This window comes from Halorubrum lacusprofundi ATCC 49239, from assembly GCF_000022205.1.
In the GTDB taxonomy this organism is placed as follows: Archaea; Halobacteriota; Halobacteria; order Halobacteriales; family Haloferacaceae; genus Halorubrum; species Halorubrum lacusprofundi.
In genome coordinates this window covers 1,796,993-1,816,567 of sequence record NC_012029.1, presented here as the reverse complement: position 1 = coordinate 1,816,567, position 19,575 = coordinate 1,796,993, and the positions used below count along the sequence as shown (strand labels likewise).

Genomic DNA, 19,575 nt, shown 5'->3' with positions numbered 1-19,575 from the left:
GACTTGCGCCGAAACCGGCGCCACCATCCTCATACGTCAGACTACGGTTGTCCCGGTCAGCGTCATCGATCCGGCGGCGCGGCCGAACCCGTCGATTCGACGGACTCCGCTGGCTGGTCGTCGGCCGCGTTGCCCTCGGCTCTCAAGAGCTCGACGACGAAGACGGCGCCGCGCGGCTCGTTGTCCTCGACCCACACGTCGCCTCCGAACTGCCGGGTCAGGACGGACACGAGGTAGAGTCCGATCCCGGAGCCGGCGCTGTCGAGACCCTTCTCGCCTTTGCCGAATATCTCGTCTTTCTCCGCGTCGGGAACGCCGGGCCCGTTATCGGCGACCCGGACGCGGATCCGATCGTCGGTCTCCTCGCAGGTGACCGTCACCTCCGGGGCGTCGGTGTCGTTGTGCTGGACAGCGTTGTTCAGGAGGTTCCGGAACACCGACGCGAGCATCTCGTTCGCGAGCACGGTATCCCGGGGCGGGTCCGCGGGCACGCGGAACGTCGCATTCGGGAAGGAGTCCCGCGCGGCCTGTATCTCGGTCGTCAACACGTCCCCCAGATCGGTCGGCTTCGCTTCGAGCACAGCGTCTCCGGTGAGCGAATCGACGAAGTCACGGGCCGTCTCGGTGAGCTCGATGACGTGCGTGGACTTCCGGAGCACGCGGTCGAGCGCATCCTGTCCCTCCTTGTCGACGTGGTCGCGGAGGGTCTCGCTCCAGCCGTGGATCACGGCCATGTCGTTGCGGATGTCGTGGCGGACCACCCGGTTCAGCGCCTCCAGCTGTTCGGTCCGCTCCTCTAGCTGGATCCGGTACCGCTCCCGATCGGTGACGTCATCGATCGTGAGCAGCTCGCCAAATGTCACGCCGCCGGTGGTGAATTCGTTTCGGGAGATGTGGAAGAACCGGGGGCTCCGGGTCGGCTCCTGCGTCTGGATCGACGCGTCGTCCTCGTCCAGCGTCACACCCTCCACCGCGATAACTCCGTCTGCATCACTGCCGACGGCGAGTCGCGGGAGCACGGCGTCGAGGGGCTCGCCGATCGCTCCGTGGAGCGACGGGAACAGCAGGCGCGCGGCCCGGTTGTAATCGCGGATTCGCCTGGACTTATCGAGGAAAATCGTCGCGTCGTTGCTCTCGGCCGCGAACCGGATCGCCTCGAATCGCCGGAGGTAGACGAACAGCGTACCGACGGCGAAAAGCGACACACCGGGCGGCTCGTACATCAACGGGAGGAGCCACGACAGCTCTCCGCCGAAGACGGTCGCGACCGTCGGAATCGCCGTGATGGAGATCAGCGCGACGAGCGGTCGACTGTCGGCGCCGGCGTAGTAGAACTGTTCGATCAACATGAAGAAGCCGACCGCGATGATGGCGTACGAGAGCCCGAGGACCGCCCAGTAGAGCAGCTCGTGCCGGATCGCGAGGTGCGGAAACGGCTCGGTGACCCACGCCGTCGTGAAGTAGAGCTCGTGGAGCGGGTTGGTGACCTTCAGCAGACTTATCGCCGCGAACACGCCGACGACAAGCCACCTGTAGGGTGCGTGACGCGGGGAGCGGCCGGTGTAAGCGGCACAGAAGTAGAGCCACGCGCCGACCGCGAGCAGCGCGAAGACGAATCCGACGATGTAAAACGCCAGTTTGAGCGACTCGCCCGGCGCGACGAGGTACCCGACGTACCCACTCGACCAGACGGCGACCGTGAGGAGGAGGCCAACCAGCCCTTCGCGGGTTTCGGGGTGTCCGACGTCCATAGCACGAGGGACGGCCGCGAAGCATGCGAGCGCCGAGAGCGCGAAGACGGAAACGTGCGCGAGAAAGACGGTATCCATCGTACAACGGCTATACCGTCCACGCCACAACCGATAACGGTTCGGATGTCTCTCCGACGGCTGGGGTCGCGAGGGCGCCGATCGCACCCGCCGCGGCCCGGCTCAGCCGAAGATGCGCAACAGTCCCAGCGTCCACCGACTCACCTCGGAGCAGACGAAGAGGGCGCCCTCAGTGCGGGAGAGCCGCCGTCCGGACCACAGCGCGACGACCATGACGACCGTGACGACTGTCAGCCAGAGGACCGTCTCGATTGCCGCGCCGCCGACCGCGAGCGGCCGGAGGAAGGCCGCGATCCCCATAATTCCGAGCACGTTGAACACGTTGCTCCCGACGACGTTTCCCACGGACATCCCGACGTGACCCCGTCGCATCGCGACGAGAGACACGGCGAGTTCCGGCGTCGACGTCCCCGCCGCGACGATCGTCCCGCCGATCGCCCAGTCCGAGACCCCGGCCGATCGCGCGAGCGTTGACGCCGCCTCGACCATGAAGTGCCCGCTGACCAAGACGAGGGCCAGCCCTCCGACGAGCAGCAGCGCGTCGCGGCCGCGCTCCGAGAGACCGTCCGGAATCGCTCCCGTGACCCGCGAGTCCGCGTACTCGGTGTCGATCGAGCGCGCCGTGCGCTCATCGCGGACGAGGTAGGCGGTGTACGCGACGAACAGCCCCGCGAGGAGGGCGCCCTCGACGCCGGTCACCGTCCGATCGAAGAGAGCGGCGGCACCGACGAGCGTCGAGAGCACCAGCGCGGCGCCGTCGCGGTGGACCAGCGACCGCTCGACGGGAATGACCCGCAGCAGCGACACCGCGCCGAGGATGAACGCGAGGTTGTAGGCGTTAGAGCCGATGATGTTGCCGACGCCGATCTCGCCGAGCCCCGCAAGCGCCGCGTCGACCGTCACGACGAGCTCGGGCGTCGAGGTCCCCATCGCGACGATCGTCAGTCCGATCGTGAGCTCGCCGACGCCGAACCGCCGCGCCACTCGAACGGTCGCGTCGACGAGCGCGCGAGCGCCGATCCACAGCCCGAGGACGGCGATGACGACGACCCCGACCTGAACGATCGCCGTTCCCGAGGTCATACGATCACGCTTCTCGGAAGGCGACAATAAAAGCGATCCGGACTGACGGGTCGATTGCTCGGTCCGCGCGCTCGCCGGCGAACGATACGTTGATACGTCGACCGCCGGTACTCGATGAGACGATGGACGACCGGACGCGCGAGTACCTCAAGGGTCGGTTCGGCGACTACTACCGCCGGGCCTCGCCGGCGCTCCCGCCGGACGCGAACCTCCGCGAGTGGGGCCACATCCCGTGGACCCCCGGGTCGGGCACGACGATGCTCCGGCATCAGTCGCTGTACGATCTGGGCGACGTGGACACGTTCTTCGCGGACAACGCGCCCCGTCACGCGTACTTCTCGGCCGCCCGCTACGACGATCCCGGCGCGTCGACGATGTCGCAGAAGGGGTGGCGCTCCGCCGACCTCGTCTTCGACCTCGACGCCGACCACCTCCCTGGCGTCGACCCGGACGCAACCTCCTACCCCGAGATGCTCGCCGAGTGCAAGCAGGCGCTCCTGCGACTCCTCGACTTCCTCGAAGATGACTTCTCGTTCGACGACCTCACCGTCGTCTTCTCCGGCGGACGCGGGTACCACGTCCACGTTCGCGACGAGAGCGTGCGAGAGCTGGACAGCGAGGCGCGCCGCGAGGTCGTCGACTACGTCCGCGCGATCGACCTCGACACAGAGGGCCTGATCCGGACGGTCTCCGAGCGCGGCACGACCAAGCGCGTCCTCCGCACCGAGGGCGGCTGGGGCGCGCGAGTCCACGAGGCCCTGATCGAGTACGCCGACGACCTCCGCGAGATGGACGCCGAGGACGCCCGCGAGCGACTGATGGAACTCGACGGGATCGGCGAGGGACGTGCGGAGACGATCCTCGGGGCCTTCGACCGCAACCCCACCGCGGTCCGCGAGGGCAACGTAGAGGCCGGGGGCCCCGGCGTTCGCCGCCTCGTCTCCGCGCTCGCTGCGCGCGTGACCGCGACCGACACCGCACCGATCGACGAGCCAGTCACCACCGACACGCGGCGGCTCATCCGACTTCCAAGGACGCTTCACGGCGGATCTGGACTCGTCGTCACGCCGATCGATCGCGACGATCTGGACGCCTTCGATCCGCTCCGGGACGCCGTTCCCGACCGGTTCGTCGGCCGCGAGATCCGGATCGAGACCGATGTCGATCGGACGGTAGAATTAAACGGTGAGCGCGTTAGAGTTGAACCCGGTAGAAACACCGTGCCCGAGTTCGCGGGGGTCTTCCTGATGGCCCGCGGCGAGGCGCGGAAAGCCCCCGAACGATGAAACTCGACGAGCTCAGATCGGCCCAAGCGAAGGAACGCCGCAAGGACAGCCTCCAGCACCTGCGGGACTCCTTTTACGACGACGTGGCCGCCTACGTCGCCGACCTGCGCGCGGCCCGCGACCGCCGCGCCGAGCAGGTCGCAAAGCCGTTCTCCGACGACGACGTGCGGCGGATGTCGGACGAGGTCGAGACCGCCGAGGAGGTTGCGGAGGCGCTGTACGAGCGTCGCGTCGGCAAGGTCGTCAAGCTCGCGTCGTTCGCGGCGGCGGACATGCCGGTCGACGCCGACGGCATGACCACGGAGGAACGACAGCTGTTCGACGACCTCGTCGACCGGATCAGCGAGAACAAGTCCCGCGTGCTCGACGTGCTCGCCGGCGAGGCACCTCCGGCGTCGACTGACGCCGTACCGACGGACGACGCGACACCGCTGGGAGATGCGACGAACGCGCCCCCGTCGACGGACGAGAGCGCCACCGCAGACTCGGCCCCGCCCGCGCCGGATCCCGAGCCCCCGGCCGAAACGCCGTCTGGCGAAGACGACGAAGCCCCCGGGACCGGGGAGAGCGCCGACGCGCTCGCGGGCGCCATGGGCAGTTCGGACGACGAGGTGGCCGACGCCCTCGACGCCACGACCGATGTCACGACTGACGGCGAGTCACGGGCGACCGACGGTTCGCCAGCAGACGGTAACGCAACCGCTGACGACGCGTCCGCTGGCGACGGTCCGACACCGGTTCCGCCGGAGCCCGCCCCGCCGGGAACACCGGGCACGGACGCGAGCGACGACCCAGCCGAGAGCGACGACGAAGCGACCGCAGACACTGCAGACGCCGCCGACTCCTCCGACCGCGCCACGGTCAGGATCACCCGCGACGTGGGGGCGATATTCGGAGTCGACGAGCGGGAGTACGACCTCGCAAACGAGGATGTCGTGACCCTTCCCGCCGAGAACGCGGACCCGCTGGTTCAGCGGGACGCCGCGGAACGGCTCGACTGAGCCCGTCTCCCGAAGCTCGCCGGCGCTGACGGCGCGTGCGACGCGTTCGCCGGCGCGTATTGCCGACATCGGGACCGACGAACACTAACGCCGCGGGCAAGTAGCTCCCAGCGATGGAGGTCGAGTTTCTCGGCGGTGCCCGTGAGGTGGGTCGGAGCGCAGTCCTCGTCGACGACGCGCTCCTCATCGACTACGGCCTGCTGACCGCGGACCCGCCGCAGTACCCCCTCCGCGACCCCGAACCCGACGCGGTGGTGGTCTCGCACGGCCACCTTGACCACGTCGGCGCGGTGCCGGCTCTCTTAAAAGGGGACCGACGCCCCACAATCCACTGGACGCCGCCGACCGCAGCGATCGCGCGAGTGCTGGCGCGCGACACCCTGAAGCTCCACGGCAACAGCCCTCTCTGCCCCTTCTCGGAGGAGCACGTCGCGCGACTCGGCGAGGTCGAGGAGCGCCACACCTACGCGGAGCCGTTCGTCGTCGAGGCGGGCGGGACCGCGTACGAGGTCACGCTGTTCAACGCCGGCCACATCCCCGGATCGGCGCACGTACTCGTGGATGACGGTAATACCCGTCTCCTCTACACCGGCGACTTCCACACCGACGACCAGCGACTGGTGTCGGGCACGACCGATCGGCCCGACGCGGACGTGGTGATCTGCGAGTCGACCTACGCTGACGTGACCCACGAGGACCGCCGCGTCGTCGAGGACCGATGGGTCGAGCGCGTGCGGACGACGCTCTGGGAGGGCGGCACCGTGGTCGCGCCCGCGTTCGCGATCGGGCGGACCCAGGAGCTCATGCTCGTCGCCGAGGCCAACGACCTGACCCCCTACGTCGACGGAATGGGCGTCGAGGTGACGCGGCTGGTCCGCCGGCATCCCGAGTTCCTGCGCGATCCGGAGGCGCTCCGCCGGGCGACGGGCGCCGCGCGCTTCGTGACCGGTCGCGACGGCCAGCGCAAACGGATCGCCGGCGACAACGCGCTGATAATCACTACCTCCGGAATGCTCGCCGGCGGTCCGGTCCACTCGTACCTCCCGGAGATTCGGTCGAATCCGACGAACACGGTGACGCTGACAGGGTATCAGGTCGAGGGGACGCCCGGCCGAGAGCTGCAGGAGCGCGGCCGGCTGGCGATAAACGGGACGGTGCGTCCCGTCAGCGCTCGAGTGGAGTCGTTCGACTTCTCAGCGCACGCCGACCGCGGGGGGTTGGAGGCGTTCTTGGAGTCCTACCGGGGGTCGCGGGTGCTCGTGAATCACGGTGATCGCTGTGAGGCGTTCGCGGCGGACTTACGCGGGGACGGGTTCGACGCGAGCGCGCCCGAACTGGGAGAGCGGGTGGAGCTGTAGACTGCGTCAGACGACCGCATCACACGCGAGATCAACGGTCTCGGTCGGCAGCCGGCGGAGCGGGATCGGGTCATCGATTTTGCGGGTCGCGATCGCCTCCCCGTTGGGTACTGGGGAGTCCGCCTGTGGCAGATCGGCCGTTGGGCGAGCGATCGGATTTAAGAGGAAAAGGATCGACGGCGTCCGCCGAACAGGCGGGGATCGGCCCTACGCTCCGCCGTCGGTGTACGCCCGGTCGTCGAGCACGCGCTCCGCGGTCTCGTTCGCCTCAGCCGGCGTCGGCCGGTCACCCCCGACGACCTCGTCGGCCAGTTTGCCGGCGAGCGCGTATACGGCACTCCCGTCGGCGTGGTCGGCGACGCGCTCGAAGGTGGGGCGGTAGCCGGCGGCCGTGCGCTGTCCGGTCTCGTCGAGCGAGGCGTCGATAGCGTATTCAAGCTGGCGGACCGCTTCCTCTGGGTGCATACACGCTCATCTGTCGCGATCCCACTTAAATGTACTCGGATTCGGAATTGAGTTAATTATTCGGACCCCGGCGCTCTCGGGATCGACGTTTATACGCGTTCGGCGTTCGGAGCGTGCCTATGGCTGACACAGACGAGCGCGCCGCCGTCGCCGAGCGCGCGGCGCGGGCCGGCGCGCGGGTTGCGAACGATCGCTTCCGGAGCGACATCGACGTCGAGACCAAAGGCGAGGACGACGTGGTGACGGAGGCGGACCGTGCGGCCCAGCGCACCGTGATCGAGTCGATCCGCGAGACGTTCCCGGACGACGCGATCGTGGGCGAAGAGGAGGACGAGCGCAAGACGGTCCCCGAGACGGGCGCCGCGTGGGTGATCGACCCGATCGACGGCACCAGCAACTACGTCCGAGACATCCGCGTCTGGGGGACCGCGGTCGCGGCCGTCGTCGACGGCGAACCGGTCGCCGCGGCCACCGTCGCGCCCGCGTTGGGCGACGTGTACACCGCCGACACGGACGGCGCGTACCGCAACGGAGAGTCGATGTGCGTCAGTGACGTGTCTAATCCACGGCGGGCCACGGTGGACCCGACGCTGTGGTGGGACTTCGACTCCCGTGACGAGTACGCCGCCGCCTGCGAGGCGATCGTTCGGCGATTCAGCGACCTGCGCCGGTTCGGCGCCGCACAGATCGTGTTGCCGACGGTCGCCGCGGGCGGACTGGAGGGGACCATCTCGAACCTGCGGGCGAACCCGTGGGACTCCGTCGCCGGCGTGTTCATGGTTCGGCAGGCCGGGGGGAAAGCGACGGATATCGAGGGGAACCGCTGGCGACACGACTCAACCGGGCTCGTCGTCTCGAACGGGAATCTCCACGACGAAGTGCTCGACGCGGCGCGCGCGATCGAGGGACTCGACTGAGGGGACGACTTCACTGCGAGGAATCGGAAGCGACGCTCACGCAGACGGCGGCGTGCCGCGCTCGCGCCGCACCGCGAGGGCGCCGTGGTAGAGGATGGTCGCGCAGACGAACAGCGCGGAGCCGACGAGCAGGACGAAGCTGATCTGGTCGAGCACGGGCATCGAGAGCCACGCTGCCGCTTCGCCGAGCGCGACGGCGATGCTCGCGATGAGCAGCATGATCCCGAAGTAGATGGTCACATCGTCCTCGTTCACATATGCAGTCGCCCCGGAGCCGATCCGGGCACCGAGCGCGCTCCCCAGCAACAGCGCAGTGACGATCCCCAGATCGATTACGCCGGCACGCCCGTAAGTGAACGCCCCGACGCCCCCGGAGAGTAGCCCGGTGAACAGGCTCGTCCCGACCGCGGCCGCGAGCGAGGTGCCGATCACGTAATAGATCGCGGGCATCCGGACGAACCCGCCGCCGACGCCGAGGAACCCGGAAATCACTCCCACGCCGGCGCTGACGCCGGAGATTGTCCACAACGAGGCTTTCTGTCCGTCCGCCAGCGTCATCATCGGCGGGATGTTGTACGACTGGACTTTCTGGGCGATCGCGGGGATATCGTCGTCTCCGTTCGACCCTCCGCTCTCATCGCTTGCGTCGCCGTCGCCGGCTTCGTCGTCGCCCTCATCGTCGCCGTTCAACGCGCTCCGCGTGAAGAGGAGGCCGATGGCCGCGAGCACGAAGATGTACGCGATCCCGACGACCGCCTCCGCGATACCGAGCGCCTCCAGCCCGAACACCAGCCGGCTGCCGCCCTCGATCCCGAGAGCGATCCCGACGAACATCAGCGCGCCGAGCCGGTAGTCTACCTGCCCGGTGTCGTGGTGTTTCAGCGTCGCAATCACGGCGGTCCCGAACACGAACGTCATCGAACTCCCGATCGCGACCGGGGCAGGGTATCCGAGGATGAGCAGCGCGGGGGTCACGAGGAACGATCCGCCCATCCCGAAGAACCCGAAGAACACCCCGACCATGAAGCCGAAGACGACGAAGAGCGCGAAGAGACCAGGAGTCAGTCCGAGTAGCCCGAACATCTATCTCCGGGCGATCTGTCTGAAGATGACCGGACCGAGCCGGTCTTCGAGGACCCCGTATCCCGCATACAACAGCCCGGCTTCGAGGACTACCAGGCCGAGCACGGCGAGCGCTGCCACCGTGGGCGACGCACCGGGCAGAAGCTCTGTCCCGGTCATCGCTTCCCCTCCGTGCTCGACGGGCTCGCGCTCGACGACTCCCGCAGTCCGATTTCGGTCATATACCTGTCCGTAGCAGTCGGTGGGATATAACAGCTTTGGGCGTAGTACACAATACTATATCTGCATGAGGAACGCGGCACTACCTATAACTTCTGTATAGGTTATCTTGTTCTGTGGCTGGACCCCGCCGGTGAGTAACAAACCACCAGATGATGAAGGTAGATCAGTGTAAACGAACCACAGACATGGTGTGAGCCAGCGAGGATCGATTGATCCGAGATCGCCGTCGCTGGCGATCGGCCAAGTGGTTGTGAGGAACATTGACTATTCTACTGCGTCTGGTTGTTGTCGTCGCTACTGCTTCGGATCGTCGTCGTGGTACCGGTCCGGGAGGAACGGCAACAGGGCGTCCGGAGCGTAGGGGGTGATCCAGGCCGCAAGCTCCGCGAGATGGCGCCGGGTCATCGTGTACACGGCGGCGACGACGAGCGTGCCGAGCACGACCTGCTGAAACAGGCCGTTGAGCAGGTAGAGGAGGGGAAGCGACAGCCCGATCGACAGCGCGAGGTCCTCGACTGCGCCGTCGTACCGCACGAGCTGTCGCGGGGCGATCCAGGTCCCGCGGTAGTGGTCGTACACGGCGCGGTCGGAGTTCCCCTCCCACGGCCGCAGCTCCAGTCCGCCGCCGTACATGTCGGCGACGCTGTGGACGGCCGCGCCGAGAAGGAACAGGGCGGCGCCGACGGTCGCCGCCGACGGTACCGCCAGGGCCGCGAAGAGAGCGAGCGCCGCGAACGCGCTGTAGTACACAGGGAAGTGGAGGGTCTTGCGGTGGCCGACGTACATATCCAGATCCGGGAAGAGCCCGCCGAGGAACCCGGCAACGAATCCGATCGGAGCTAGTTCCGGGGCCACGCGCACCAGCGGCGCGGCGAGCAGCATCCCGCCGAGCACGTGGGTTGGGAGCATCATTATGGCCCAACCGAAGCGACAGAACCCTATTAACGTATCGGCAGGGTGGCAGTTCGAAGCACGCTACTCGTGACCACGACGGGAGGTCGACAGGAGCGATCGACGACGGCGCGCTTATACCGGTGGAACCCGGTGACGGCGTATGCTCATGACGCCGGGACCCACCGCGGTCCCCGCCTCTGTCCGCGACACGATGAGCCGCGAACTCATAAACCCCGACGTGGACCCCGCATTCCACGGGATCTACAACCGATTGACCGACCGGCTGGCGACGGTGTACGGAGTCGATTCGGACGGTGACACTGGGGGTGATTCCGCGGCGTCGACACGCGACATCGTCGTCCCCGGCGGCGAGGGAATCCTGGGACTCGAGGCCGCGATCGCCTCGCTGGTCGAGCCCGGGACCGAGGTGCTGTGTCTCTCGAATGGCCTCTACGGCGACGGTTTCGCCGACTTCGTCGCGGACTACGGCGGCGAGGCGACGTTGGTTTCGGCAGACTACGACGACTCCCTCCCGCTCGCGGAGTTGGAGTCGGTCCTCGCGGACGACGACCGCGAGTTCGACCTCGCGACGATGGTTCACTGCGAAACGCCGACAGGGACGCTCAACGACCTCGGGCCCGCGCTCGACCTCCTCGATGAGGCCGACGAGGAGATCCTCACCGTCGTCGACGCCGTCTCGTCGCTCGGCGGCGTCCGGGTGCCGACAGGACGGATCGACGTCTGTCTCGGCGCCTCTCAGAAGTGCTTCAGCGCGCCGCCGGGGCTCACTACCGCCGCGATCAGCGACCGCGCGTGGGCGGCGATGGAGGAGCGGGACCCGCATTCGCTGTACACAAATTTCCTCCCGTGGCGAGACACTGCAGAGGGGTTCCCGTACACCCACCTTACGACCGAGGTCGTGGCGCTCGACGCGGCGCTCGGGCTGCTCGTAGAGGAGGGACTCGATGCGGTTCGGGAGCGACACCGGGCGGCCGCGACGCGGTGTCGCGAGCGCGGCGCGGAACTGGGGCTGGAGCCGTACCCGGCCCCGGAGCGAAGCTCGCCGACGGTGACCGCGTTTCACGTGCCCGGACGGGCCGAGGAGCTGCAGCGTCGGCTCCGCGAGGAGCGCGACGTGCTCGTCGCGACCGGGCTCGGAGAGCTGGCGGACGACATCCTGCGGATCGGTCACATGGGACACAACGCACGGATCAGTCGGGTCGACGAGGCGATGGACGCACTGGGCGACGTATTATAACGGCAAAACCCCGTCGTCGCCGTCGTCGGTTCCGTTCTCCGTCCCGTCATCGGTTCCGTTTTCGGTGGTGTTGCCGTCGTCCGTTTCGTTTCCGCCGTCGGTCGTGTTGCCGCCGTTGGTTGTTCCGTCCGAAGTCTCGCCGCCGTCGTCTCCGTCACCGCCGTCGTCTGACCCGTCCTCCGACGACTCGCTGGCGTTTCGCACGTCGTTACCCTCGTCGAAGATTTCCGTCTCGATCGTCTCCTCGTAGGTGAGCGCATCCAGCGGAATGGTGGCCTCCTCGCCGGTCGGGAACTCGATCACGGCGTAAAACTCGATCCGGAGTCCGGTCACCTGGTGCCCGCGGACCTCTTCGTCGAGGTGGGTGACCCACCAGTCGTCGAGGTGTCGGTTCTGGAGCGCCGTCGTGAACTCGACCGTCTCGGTGCTGTACGAGGGGATGCTGTATCCCTCATCGGTCTGGCCCGACCCCATCTCCACCCCGTTCATCGTGATGTCGTAGCCGATCTCCGTCACCACGTAGGGCTCGATGTTCGGGTTGTACACCGTAAACGCCATCTCGATCGGCGTCTCCGACTCGCTGACGCTCCCCCACTCGCCCCGCGTTTCGTTGACGTAGAGGACGGGATCGCTCGTCAGCGGGCTGTCGGCGTTCACCGGTCGCGTCTCGTCGGAGTTGAAGGCGCCGAGCAGATCCGTCTGGATCTCGCGGCTCCGCGAGAAGTCCACGCTCCGTCCGAGCCGGCCCGAGGTCGCGGTCGCATCGATGTCGAGAGTCGTGCGCTCGCCGTTGCGGACGTGGCTCACCCACCACGGCGGAATCTCCTCGTTCCGCAGCTGCGTTTCGAGTCCCAGCGTGGAGTTCCCGGTGCCGACGCGCACACCCTCCCGGCCGCCCTGCGCCATCTGGATATCGTTCATCGAGACCGTGTAGTTCACCGAGACGTCGTCGAGCCCGATCCCGCGGGGTTCGGGTTCGAAACGACCAGATCCGTTTCGATCGCCGTGGTCTCGTTGGTCACGTCGCCGAAGGTGTTGTCGATGGCGGCGACGCTCGGCACGCCGAGTGCCCCGGCGGCGAAGCCCCCGCCGATGGCCCCACCGAGGACGAGCACCGCGAGGAGCGCGACCCTGATCTTCGAGCCGACGAGCGCTGAGACGGCGTCTCTCGGATTCATACTTGCTCAACCCTACGGACTCGTAAAATCGTACCGTATCGACACCGAGTCGGTCGCACTCCCCTCGGATCCGTCACAGATCCCGCGGCTCGGACACGGCGACCTACAGCACGTCGCCGATCCGCACCGGCTCGCCGTCGAGGGCGGGCTCTTTGGCCACGATCTGTAACACTTCGTGGTCGGTGACGTCGCGGTACCCCTTGCCCGTCGCCTCCTCGATCAGGTCTTTTTCAAGTTCGAACTCGGTGCCCTCGTAGACGACGTCGACGCCGTCGTCGGTGAACGTCAGATCGGTACTCATGGGGCTGGGTAGGCCGCGACCGGGTAAAAGGGGCGTGACACGGCGGCGATCTACCGGAAAAACTGCGCTTCCGCGTTCAACGACAGATGACTTACTCGTCGTCTTCGTCGTCTTTCATCTCCGAGAGGCGCCCGACGAGGTCGTCGGTCGACGCGCCGCCCTCGATGGTGACCTCGCCGTCGTGGTCGTTTTCGTGGACATTCACGGCGTTGTCGTCATCGGTGTCTACGTCCTGGTCTTTCTGCTCGCTCTCGTCGTACGATCCAAATCCCATGTATAACCCTTCAGCGCCGGCCTCAAAAGGGTAGTGACACCGCGACGGTTCGGCAACGGGTCGCACACTCGATGGCGCTGGCGGTACGAGCGCGACGACAACGAAGCGCTCGCGTCCGTCCGACGAGCGTCGGACGACCCCACACGGTTTATACGGACGGAGAGAGTTCTCTCGGTGTGTCGCTGAGGGGAGGCGGTCCGATAGAGGAGCTCGCCGTCCCATCCGGGACGACCGTCGAGGAGCACGACCTCGTCACCGACGGCGACGTGCTCGTCGGCAGCCAGTCGACCGTGGAGTTCGGGCTCCGCGGGCGCAACGTCGCGCTCGGCGAGCGTGTGAGCGTCGAAAACGACATCGAGGCCGAGGGCGACTGCCGGCTCGACACGTGGTGTTCCGTCGACGGCAACGTCCTCGTCGGCGAGGACGCGTACCTCGGCGAGCGGGTGACCGTCACCGGTCGACTGATGGTCTCCGGCGACCTCGACATCGGCGACGACGTGACGATCGAGGAGGGGTTCGAGGCGAACGGGTGGATCGTCATCCGCAACCCCGTCCCCACCCTCGTCTTCTACTTCATCGTCCTCTCTCAGCTCCTGCGGCTCGGCGAGACCGACGCGGCCGACAACCTGGCGGAGGCGCTCGCCGACGGCGAAGACGTGCGTGACCCCCTGCTGGTCCCGCGTAGCGCCGAGATTTCCGACGACGCGTGGCGCGTTTCGACGCCCGCGAGCGTCGGCGACGACTGTCGGCTCCACGGCAACCTCCGCGCGGAGTCGATCCGCGTCGGCGAGCGCAACGAGGTGTTCGGCTCCCTGCGCGCCCGAGAGGGGATCACAGTCGGCGCGGACACGACGATCCACGGCGACGTCACTACTCGCGGCGGAACCGTCACGGTCGAAGCCGGCGCCCGCGTGCTCGGCGACGTCTCCGCCGGCGATCTCGTCGTTCACGACGGCGCCGAGATCGACGGCACCCTCCGCGCTCGCGGCGAGATGAAACTCGTTCAAGAAACCGGCGATGGCGACGAAGGTGAGGGCGAGACTGAGAGCGATGATGCCGGCGAAGACGAGGGCGATGCCGACGAGATCGGCGAGACAGACGCCGACGAACTATCCGACGAGGACGGGACGTCCGACGGCGACGACTCCGCGGACGGCGAGGAGTCGGACTCCGACGAGTCCGGCGTCGAAGAATCAGACTCCGGAGGGTCAGATGTCGAGAGCCCCGACACCGAGGAACCAGACGTGGACGCGGAAGCGACGTAGCCGGAGACGTTTATAAGCGGATATTTATAAGTGGATGCCGACCGAGACTACCGCTCAACAGTTTCGCCGACGAACACGTCCTCGTGGAGCGTCTCGGTGACGGTGTCTGCGAGGGTCCGGAGGTTCTTCGTGTCCTCGCGGTTGTACGAGACCAAGGTATCGAGCGCGTCGTCGTCGCCGCGTTCGTACTCGCGCCAGAGCCGGACGGCGTCCCGGCCCGAGAGGTCCGGGCGGTCGCGCTCGATCCCGATTTCCTTCTCGATCGGCTTCAGCCCTCCAGAGAGTCCGATCCGCTTGCAGGGGTACATGAGATCGAGGTGGGGCGTGTCGATCTCGATGTCGAAGGCGGTCTCGAGGAAGGGAACATCGAACCGGGCGCCGTTGAACGTCGCGAGCAGGCTGGCGTCGGCGAACTGCTCGCGGAGCCGCTCCGCGGTGAGATCCTCGCCGGCGACGAGCGTGGTCGTCTCCCCGTCCCGGTGGAAGCTCACCGTCGTCACCCGATCGCGGTGTTCGTCGAGGCCGGTCGTCTCGATGTCGAAAAAGCAGGTCTCCTCGCGGAAGTTCTCGTAGAGCCGCCAGCGCTCCCCGCTGGGGAAGGTGCGGTCGAAGTAAGCGGAGTCGCCGTCGTCGAGGTGCGTCAGCGCCTCGGCGATGAACGACTCGATCCGGTCGGCAGTGGTCGAGCCGACGCCCGCGACGTCGACGGCGGGGTCGAACGACTCCCACGTGGTGACGCCCTCGCGCCAGATCCGACGCTCCGTCGTCTCGCCGACCCCTTCGACCGGGATGAAGCTGTTCTCGATGCGCATACCTGACCGCGGCGACGCGCGGGCAAAAACCCGACGGGAGGCGGCGGCGTGTCCCGCGGCCAATTCCGCCCGAGCGGCGTTTAAGTATCACTGGCCCCAACCGACCGTATCCATGTGCGGCCGCTACACCCTCTTTACTCCCGCTACCGACCTCGAAGCCCGATTCGACGCCGACTTCGCGGGCGTCGAGCCGAGGTACAACTGCGCGCCCGGGCAGGACCTCCCGGTGATCGCTGACGAGGACCCGACCGTCGCGACGCGGATGGAATGGGGACTGACCCCCTCGTGGGCCGACGAGTCGTTCGACCTGATCAACGCCCGCGCGGAGACGGTCAGCGAGAAGCGGAGTTTCGCCGACGCCTTCGAGCGGCGGCGGTGTCTCGTCCCCGCGGACGGGTTCTACGAGTGGGTCGATGGGGGCGGTCCCGACAGTGACGTGAACCGCGGCGGCGGCGGAACAACCCCCTACCGCGTCGCCTTCGAGGACGATCGACTGTTCGCGATGGCGGGGCTCTACGAGCGGTGGGAGCCGCCCGAACCGGAGACGACGCAGACGGGACTCGGAGCGTTCGGCGGCGGGGCGGGCGAGGACGACGATTCAGACGACGGCGGCGGACCCATAGAGACGTTCACAATCGTGACGACCGAGCCGAACGATCTCGTCGCCGACCTCCACCACCGGATGGCGGTGATCTTGGAACCGGACGAGGAGGCGACGTGGCTCCGCGGTGCCCCCGACGAGGCCGCCGCGCTACTGGACCCGTATCCGGCCGACGAGCTAACCGCGCACCCGGTGTCGACGCGGGTGAACTCTCCCGCCGTCGACGCGCCGGAGCTGATCGAACCGGTCGGCTGAAACACCCGCTATCTGACACAGTTGGCGTCTCCGACACAAGGTAGAGTTCAGCACAAGCAGCCCCAGAAGGAGCGATCAACTAGCTAACGCGATATCCAAGTACAGCATAATGATGACGCCCGCCATGAGTCCGAGCGTCGCTGTGCGTTCGTACCCACTCCTGTGGGTCTCAGGGATGATTTCGTCAGAGATGACGAACAACATCGCCCCAGCGGCGAACCCCATTGCGTATGGCAATAGCGGCTCGATTGTCGCCACGGCGACAGCCCCCAGCACCGCTAATGGGATCTCGACGGCTCCGGCCCGGATACCGGCGATTGCAGCGTACAGCCGACGGTCGAGGCCGGCGTTTACCGCTGCCACAGACACAGCCAATCCCTCAGGAATATTTTGGAGACCGATCGCAACCATCAACGACAGCGCGCTTCCGAGCTGTGCCGGATTTCCCCCGGCTGCGCCGAACCCGACACCAACGGCTAACCCTTCAGGGATGTTATGCAGCGTGATGGCTAAAATGAACAGGACGACGCCGGCCAACCGCTGGTCAGTGACTGGGAGCGTCTCCTTCGGTTTCGCTGCGTCCGTTCGACGAGCGCCAGTCAGAAGATAGTGTGCGTGGGGAACCAGTGCGTCCGCCCGATCGAGAAATAGTGCGCCGATCCCCACACCGATAAGCGTCGGAACCGGGTTCCCTCCAGAATACTCTTCGATACCAGGGATTATGAGGCTGGTAAAGGCTGCTGCGAGCATTACACCGGCCGCGAATCCAAGCAGACCATTGAGGGCCCGTTCAGACGGATCTCGCCAGACGAGAATGAGCGACGCACCGAAGAGATTCATTAGGGCAATGATGATACCCCCAGCGAGTGCCTGTATCACCGGGGATGTCCCGACGACTTGGATAAACATCTCCGTAAGCTCAAGCGTCATTGCTTGCCTTTGAATGATATAGTGCTTATAAGTATGCACATTGGTACAGCCCGAATTAGCAGTAGAGGTGAGACCACAACGTGCGCGTTCGAAGCAATCTTTTTGTTCCTGTTGTCTGAACAGGATTTAAATGCCCTCTGTCCTCCAAGTCGACCTTCCCGGCGGTCCAGCACTGCTCGTCGTCCGCTTCCTCGTTGCAGTGTGGCCGTCCCGGTGATGTTCGCGGCCCCCTCAGGGCGCAACCAGATCGACGACCGTCTCGTCGTCGACGACCACGTTGTACGCGCCCTCGTCGTCGTTCCAGAGCACGAGCCCGTTCTCGACGAAGACGACCGAGCCGTAGTCGGCGGTTCGAAGGTCGTCGTTGAGGACGGTCTCGCGTGTGCAGACGAGGTAGTGATCCACCGTCTGCGAGCCGTCACCGACGCGGTAGAGGGCGTTGTCGCCGTCGCTGAGGTCGTGACTCAGCTTCACGGCGAGGTAGTTCACACGGTCGGTGACGTGCTCCTCCGAGTCGGCCATGCGCGCACAGCGACCGTCGTTCGCCTGCACGTCCACCCGTCGTTTTCCGTCCGGGCGGAGAATCGCGTACGCAAACTGGACGTCGACGTTGACGAACTCGCCCGGCTCGTCAGTCGAGCCGCGCTCGGCGGTCTCGTCGAGCCGGCGCTGGAACGGCGGGATATCGAGGTCGTCGGCCACGTCGAATGACCACCCACCGTCCGAGGGGGTCGCGTCCGGCCAGAGCCGGAGCGTGGGCGAGTACGTCTCGACGCCGGTCTCGGGGGTCGCGACCGCGCGCTCCACCTCTCGGAGTCCCATGGCGGTGTTGCGGTCGGCGGGCGCGAACGCGACGACGCTCCCGTCGTCCGCGAGCCGCCCGAGCGCCGCCTCGACGACTGCGACCGGGTCGTCCAGCTCCGAGAGGACGTTCCCGAACACGACCAGATCGAACTCGTCGGGGTCGTTGTCACCGCTTTTTGCCCCGCCGTCGATCCCAAAGAAGGACTCCGCCGTCTCCTCGTGGATCGTCGGCCGGAAGTTCCGCCCCGTCTCGTCGAGCATCCGGTCGAGCACGTCGGCGGCTGCGCTCGGCTCGACGGCGTGGTAGTCGACGACGGCGTCATCGGGGAGGTAGTCGTGGAGTCCGAGCGCGGGACCGCCGACACCCGCACCCACGTCGAGGACGCGGAGGGTCCGGTCGAGCAGCCCGTTCTCGGTGAGGTCGTCGAGGACGTAGCCGATCGTCGCGTAGTAGGCGGGCAGGTGGTAGATCGCGTAGCCGAGCGCCGCGACCCGGTCGTACGCCACGTCGTTGCCGTAGAGGTAGTCGTCCTTCAGCCGACGCACCGCCTCGCGCAGTTTGTCTCCCGACTCCTCGCGGTGCCAGTTCGCGCCGAACTCGCGGACGAGCAGGTCTTCTAAGGCGAACGAGTAGTTCTCGGGCAGTGCCGTCGGCGCCCAGCCGGGCGCCGGGACGGGCTCCTCGGAAACGGGCTCGAAAGCGCCGTCCTCGCGCTCGCGGAGCCGGAGGTCGAACGCCTCCTCGCGGAGGGTCTCGCGGACGACCGCCGGGTGGGGGCTTCCCTCGATGTACTCCGCGATCTCCTCGGGGTCGATCGGTCTGACGTTGCGCAGGTAGTTGGCGTTGTTCCGGACGGCCTCTCTGTCTATCATGTTGGTTCTCGTCTCAGTCGCGGCGTCGTCGGTTGCGGTCGTGGTGTCGTCGGTCGCAGTCGTGGCGTCGTCGGTTGCGGTCGCGTCACTCGTGTCGCTCCCGTCCCTCGCGGTCGCCGCGGGCGCGCTCGTAGAGGGCCGCGAACGCCTCCGAGTCGGAATCGGCGATCTCGCGGGCCGCCGCGGCCACGTCGTCGGCACCGTCGAAGGCGCGCTGGATCTCGGCGTACACCTCGGGCGACCCCTCGGTAACGGTGTCGGCGACCTCGTCGAGCGCGGCCGAGACGGGAGTGTGGAACTCCTCGCGCACGTCGTCGCCCGCGAGCCGCCACGCGAGCACGGCCGCGTGTGCGCCGGCCTGCACCGTCTCCATCGCCTCGTCGTGTTCAGCGGGCGTCGTCTCGAACACCTCGTTGCCGCCGGCCTCGATCGCGGCGGTAATCTCCTCGACGACCGGGCCGCCCTCGTCGACGACCGCGGCGACGTTGCCGGGGACGCGCGGCGGCGCGAACAGCGGGTGGTAGCTCGCGCGCTCGCGGTCCGGCGCGTGTTCGCGCATCGCCGCGATCGCGTCGGTCATCTCTCCGGAGACGTCGAGGATCGCCCGCTCTGCGCGGGACGCGTATGCCTCGACGGCGGCTGGGACCGCCGACATCGGCACCGCGAGACACACCGCGTCGTGGGTGGTGTCGCTATCGACCGGGATCGCCTCTGCGTCACGTCCGGCGGCCGCGTCGTCAGCGACTGCGGGATCGCGGTCCGTGAACGCCACGGTCGCGTCGATCGGCGACTCGTCGGCCAACACGGTGTCGGCGATCCAGCGGCCGATCTCGCCCGCGCCCACCACGAGGATGTCCATCTGTCGTCCGTACGGAAGGGACGGGCG

General features: G+C 67.2%; 19 protein-coding genes and 1 pseudogene. 7 read left to right on the top strand and 13 right to left on the bottom strand.

The window, feature by feature from the left end; translation table 11 throughout:
* Positions 1–62 precede the first annotated feature (62 nt).
* On the bottom strand, positions 63–1,829 hold the full coding sequence (locus HLAC_RS08925; protein WP_015910515.1) for an ATP-binding protein: 1,767 nt from the start codon (positions 1,827–1,829) through the stop codon (positions 63–65).
* A gap of 102 nt (positions 1,830–1,931) precedes the next feature.
* On the bottom strand, positions 1,932–2,912 hold the full coding sequence (locus HLAC_RS08920) for a calcium/sodium antiporter (RefSeq protein ID WP_015910514.1): 981 nt from the start codon (positions 2,910–2,912) through the stop codon (positions 1,932–1,934).
* A 122-nt stretch (positions 2,913–3,034) separates the two neighbouring features.
* On the opposite strand from HLAC_RS08920, the gene priS reads away from it, so the two are divergent.
* The 3 genes from priS (at position 3,035) to HLAC_RS08905 (ending at position 6,557) form a co-directional block, all read left to right on the top strand.
* Entirely contained in the window at positions 3,035–4,198 is a 1,164-nt protein-coding gene (priS, locus tag HLAC_RS08915; protein WP_015910513.1) for a DNA primase small subunit PriS, read from the top strand.
* Complete coding sequence (locus tag HLAC_RS08910; RefSeq protein ID WP_015910512.1) at positions 4,195–5,199, top strand: DNA replication complex subunit Gins51; 1,005 nt, start codon at positions 4,195–4,197, stop codon at positions 5,197–5,199. Before priS ends, HLAC_RS08910 begins: the two co-directional genes overlap by 4 nt.
* Before the next feature lie 113 nt (positions 5,200–5,312).
* Positions 5,313–6,557, top strand: coding sequence for an MBL fold metallo-hydrolase (locus tag HLAC_RS08905; protein ID WP_015910511.1), 1,245 nt, complete (start codon positions 5,313–5,315; stop codon positions 6,555–6,557).
* A 207-nt stretch (positions 6,558–6,764) separates the two neighbouring features.
* Here HLAC_RS08905 and HLAC_RS08900 read toward each other — a convergent pair whose 3' ends face one another.
* Positions 6,765–7,022: a hypothetical protein gene (locus tag HLAC_RS08900; RefSeq protein WP_015910510.1), complete on the bottom strand. Its 258-nt coding sequence runs from the start codon at positions 7,020–7,022 to the stop codon at positions 6,765–6,767.
* 119 nt (positions 7,023–7,141) lie between these two features.
* Here HLAC_RS08900 and HLAC_RS08895 point away from each other — a divergent pair, with 119 nt between their 5' ends.
* Positions 7,142–7,939, top strand: coding sequence for an inositol monophosphatase family protein (locus HLAC_RS08895; protein ID WP_015910509.1), 798 nt, complete (start codon positions 7,142–7,144; stop codon positions 7,937–7,939).
* 36 nt (positions 7,940–7,975) lie between these two features.
* Here HLAC_RS08895 and HLAC_RS08890 read toward each other — a convergent pair whose 3' ends face one another.
* The 3 genes from HLAC_RS08890 to HLAC_RS08885 form a co-directional block, all read right to left on the bottom strand.
* Positions 7,976–9,022, bottom strand: a complete 1,047-nt coding sequence (locus HLAC_RS08890; protein ID WP_015910508.1) for a sulfite exporter TauE/SafE family protein — start codon at positions 9,020–9,022, stop codon at positions 7,976–7,978.
* Positions 9,023–9,181: a DUF7512 family protein gene (locus HLAC_RS19275; protein WP_015910507.1), complete on the bottom strand. Its 159-nt coding sequence runs from the start codon at positions 9,179–9,181 to the stop codon at positions 9,023–9,025. It abuts the gene before it with no gap.
* A 357-nt stretch (positions 9,182–9,538) separates the two neighbouring features.
* Entirely contained in the window at positions 9,539–10,156 is a 618-nt protein-coding gene (locus HLAC_RS08885) for a membrane protein (RefSeq protein WP_015910505.1), read from the bottom strand.
* Between the two features lie 142 nt (positions 10,157–10,298).
* On the opposite strand from HLAC_RS08885, the gene HLAC_RS08880 reads away from it, so the two are divergent.
* On the top strand, positions 10,299–11,396 hold the full coding sequence (locus tag HLAC_RS08880; RefSeq protein WP_015910504.1) for a pyridoxal-phosphate-dependent aminotransferase family protein: 1,098 nt from the start codon (positions 10,299–10,301) through the stop codon (positions 11,394–11,396).
* Here HLAC_RS08880 and HLAC_RS08875 read toward each other — a convergent pair.
* The 3 genes and pseudogenes from HLAC_RS08875 to HLAC_RS08865 all read right to left on the bottom strand — a co-directional run bounded on the left by HLAC_RS08875 (position 11,391) and on the right by HLAC_RS08865 (position 13,149).
* Positions 11,391–12,574: pseudogene (locus HLAC_RS08875) on the bottom strand (LEA/WHy family protein). The gene HLAC_RS08880 and the pseudogene HLAC_RS08875 overlap by 6 nt on opposite strands.
* 103 nt (positions 12,575–12,677) lie before the next feature.
* The gene (locus tag HLAC_RS08870) at positions 12,678–12,875 is read right to left on the bottom strand and encodes a DUF5800 family protein (protein ID WP_015910501.1); all 198 of its coding nucleotides are present in this window, start codon (positions 12,873–12,875) and stop codon (positions 12,678–12,680) included.
* A gap of 91 nt (positions 12,876–12,966) precedes the next feature.
* Positions 12,967–13,149, bottom strand: coding sequence for a DUF5786 family protein (locus HLAC_RS08865; protein WP_015910500.1), 183 nt, complete (start codon positions 13,147–13,149; stop codon positions 12,967–12,969).
* 176 nt (positions 13,150–13,325) lie between these two features.
* On the opposite strand from HLAC_RS08865, the gene HLAC_RS08860 reads away from it, so the two are divergent.
* Positions 13,326–14,414: a polymer-forming cytoskeletal protein gene (locus tag HLAC_RS08860; RefSeq protein ID WP_015910499.1), complete on the top strand. Its 1,089-nt coding sequence runs from the start codon at positions 13,326–13,328 to the stop codon at positions 14,412–14,414.
* 47 nt (positions 14,415–14,461) lie between these two features.
* Here the strand turns inward: HLAC_RS08860 and HLAC_RS08855 are convergent, their stop codons facing one another.
* Positions 14,462–15,226 (bottom strand): ribonuclease H-like domain-containing protein, encoded by a 765-nt coding sequence (locus tag HLAC_RS08855; protein ID WP_015910498.1) that lies wholly within the window; start codon positions 15,224–15,226, stop codon positions 14,462–14,464.
* A gap of 112 nt (positions 15,227–15,338) precedes the next feature.
* Here HLAC_RS08855 and HLAC_RS08850 point away from each other — a divergent pair, with 112 nt between their 5' ends.
* Positions 15,339–16,082, top strand: a complete 744-nt coding sequence (locus HLAC_RS08850; protein ID WP_015910497.1) for an SOS response-associated peptidase — start codon at positions 15,339–15,341, stop codon at positions 16,080–16,082.
* Positions 16,083–16,157: 75 nt separating this feature from the next.
* Here HLAC_RS08850 and HLAC_RS08845 read toward each other — a convergent pair whose 3' ends face one another.
* From HLAC_RS08845 to HLAC_RS08835, 3 genes are all read right to left on the bottom strand, one after another.
* Positions 16,158–17,012, bottom strand: coding sequence for a ZIP family metal transporter (locus HLAC_RS08845; protein ID WP_015910496.1), 855 nt, complete (start codon positions 17,010–17,012; stop codon positions 16,158–16,160).
* A gap of 231 nt (positions 17,013–17,243) precedes the next feature.
* On the bottom strand, positions 17,244–18,689 hold the full coding sequence (locus tag HLAC_RS08840; RefSeq protein WP_015910495.1) for a small ribosomal subunit Rsm22 family protein: 1,446 nt from the start codon (positions 18,687–18,689) through the stop codon (positions 17,244–17,246).
* 85 nt (positions 18,690–18,774) lie between these two features.
* Positions 18,775–19,548, bottom strand: coding sequence for a prephenate dehydrogenase/arogenate dehydrogenase family protein (locus HLAC_RS08835; RefSeq protein ID WP_015910494.1), 774 nt, complete (start codon positions 19,546–19,548; stop codon positions 18,775–18,777).
* Positions 19,549–19,575: the final 27 nt, after the last annotated feature.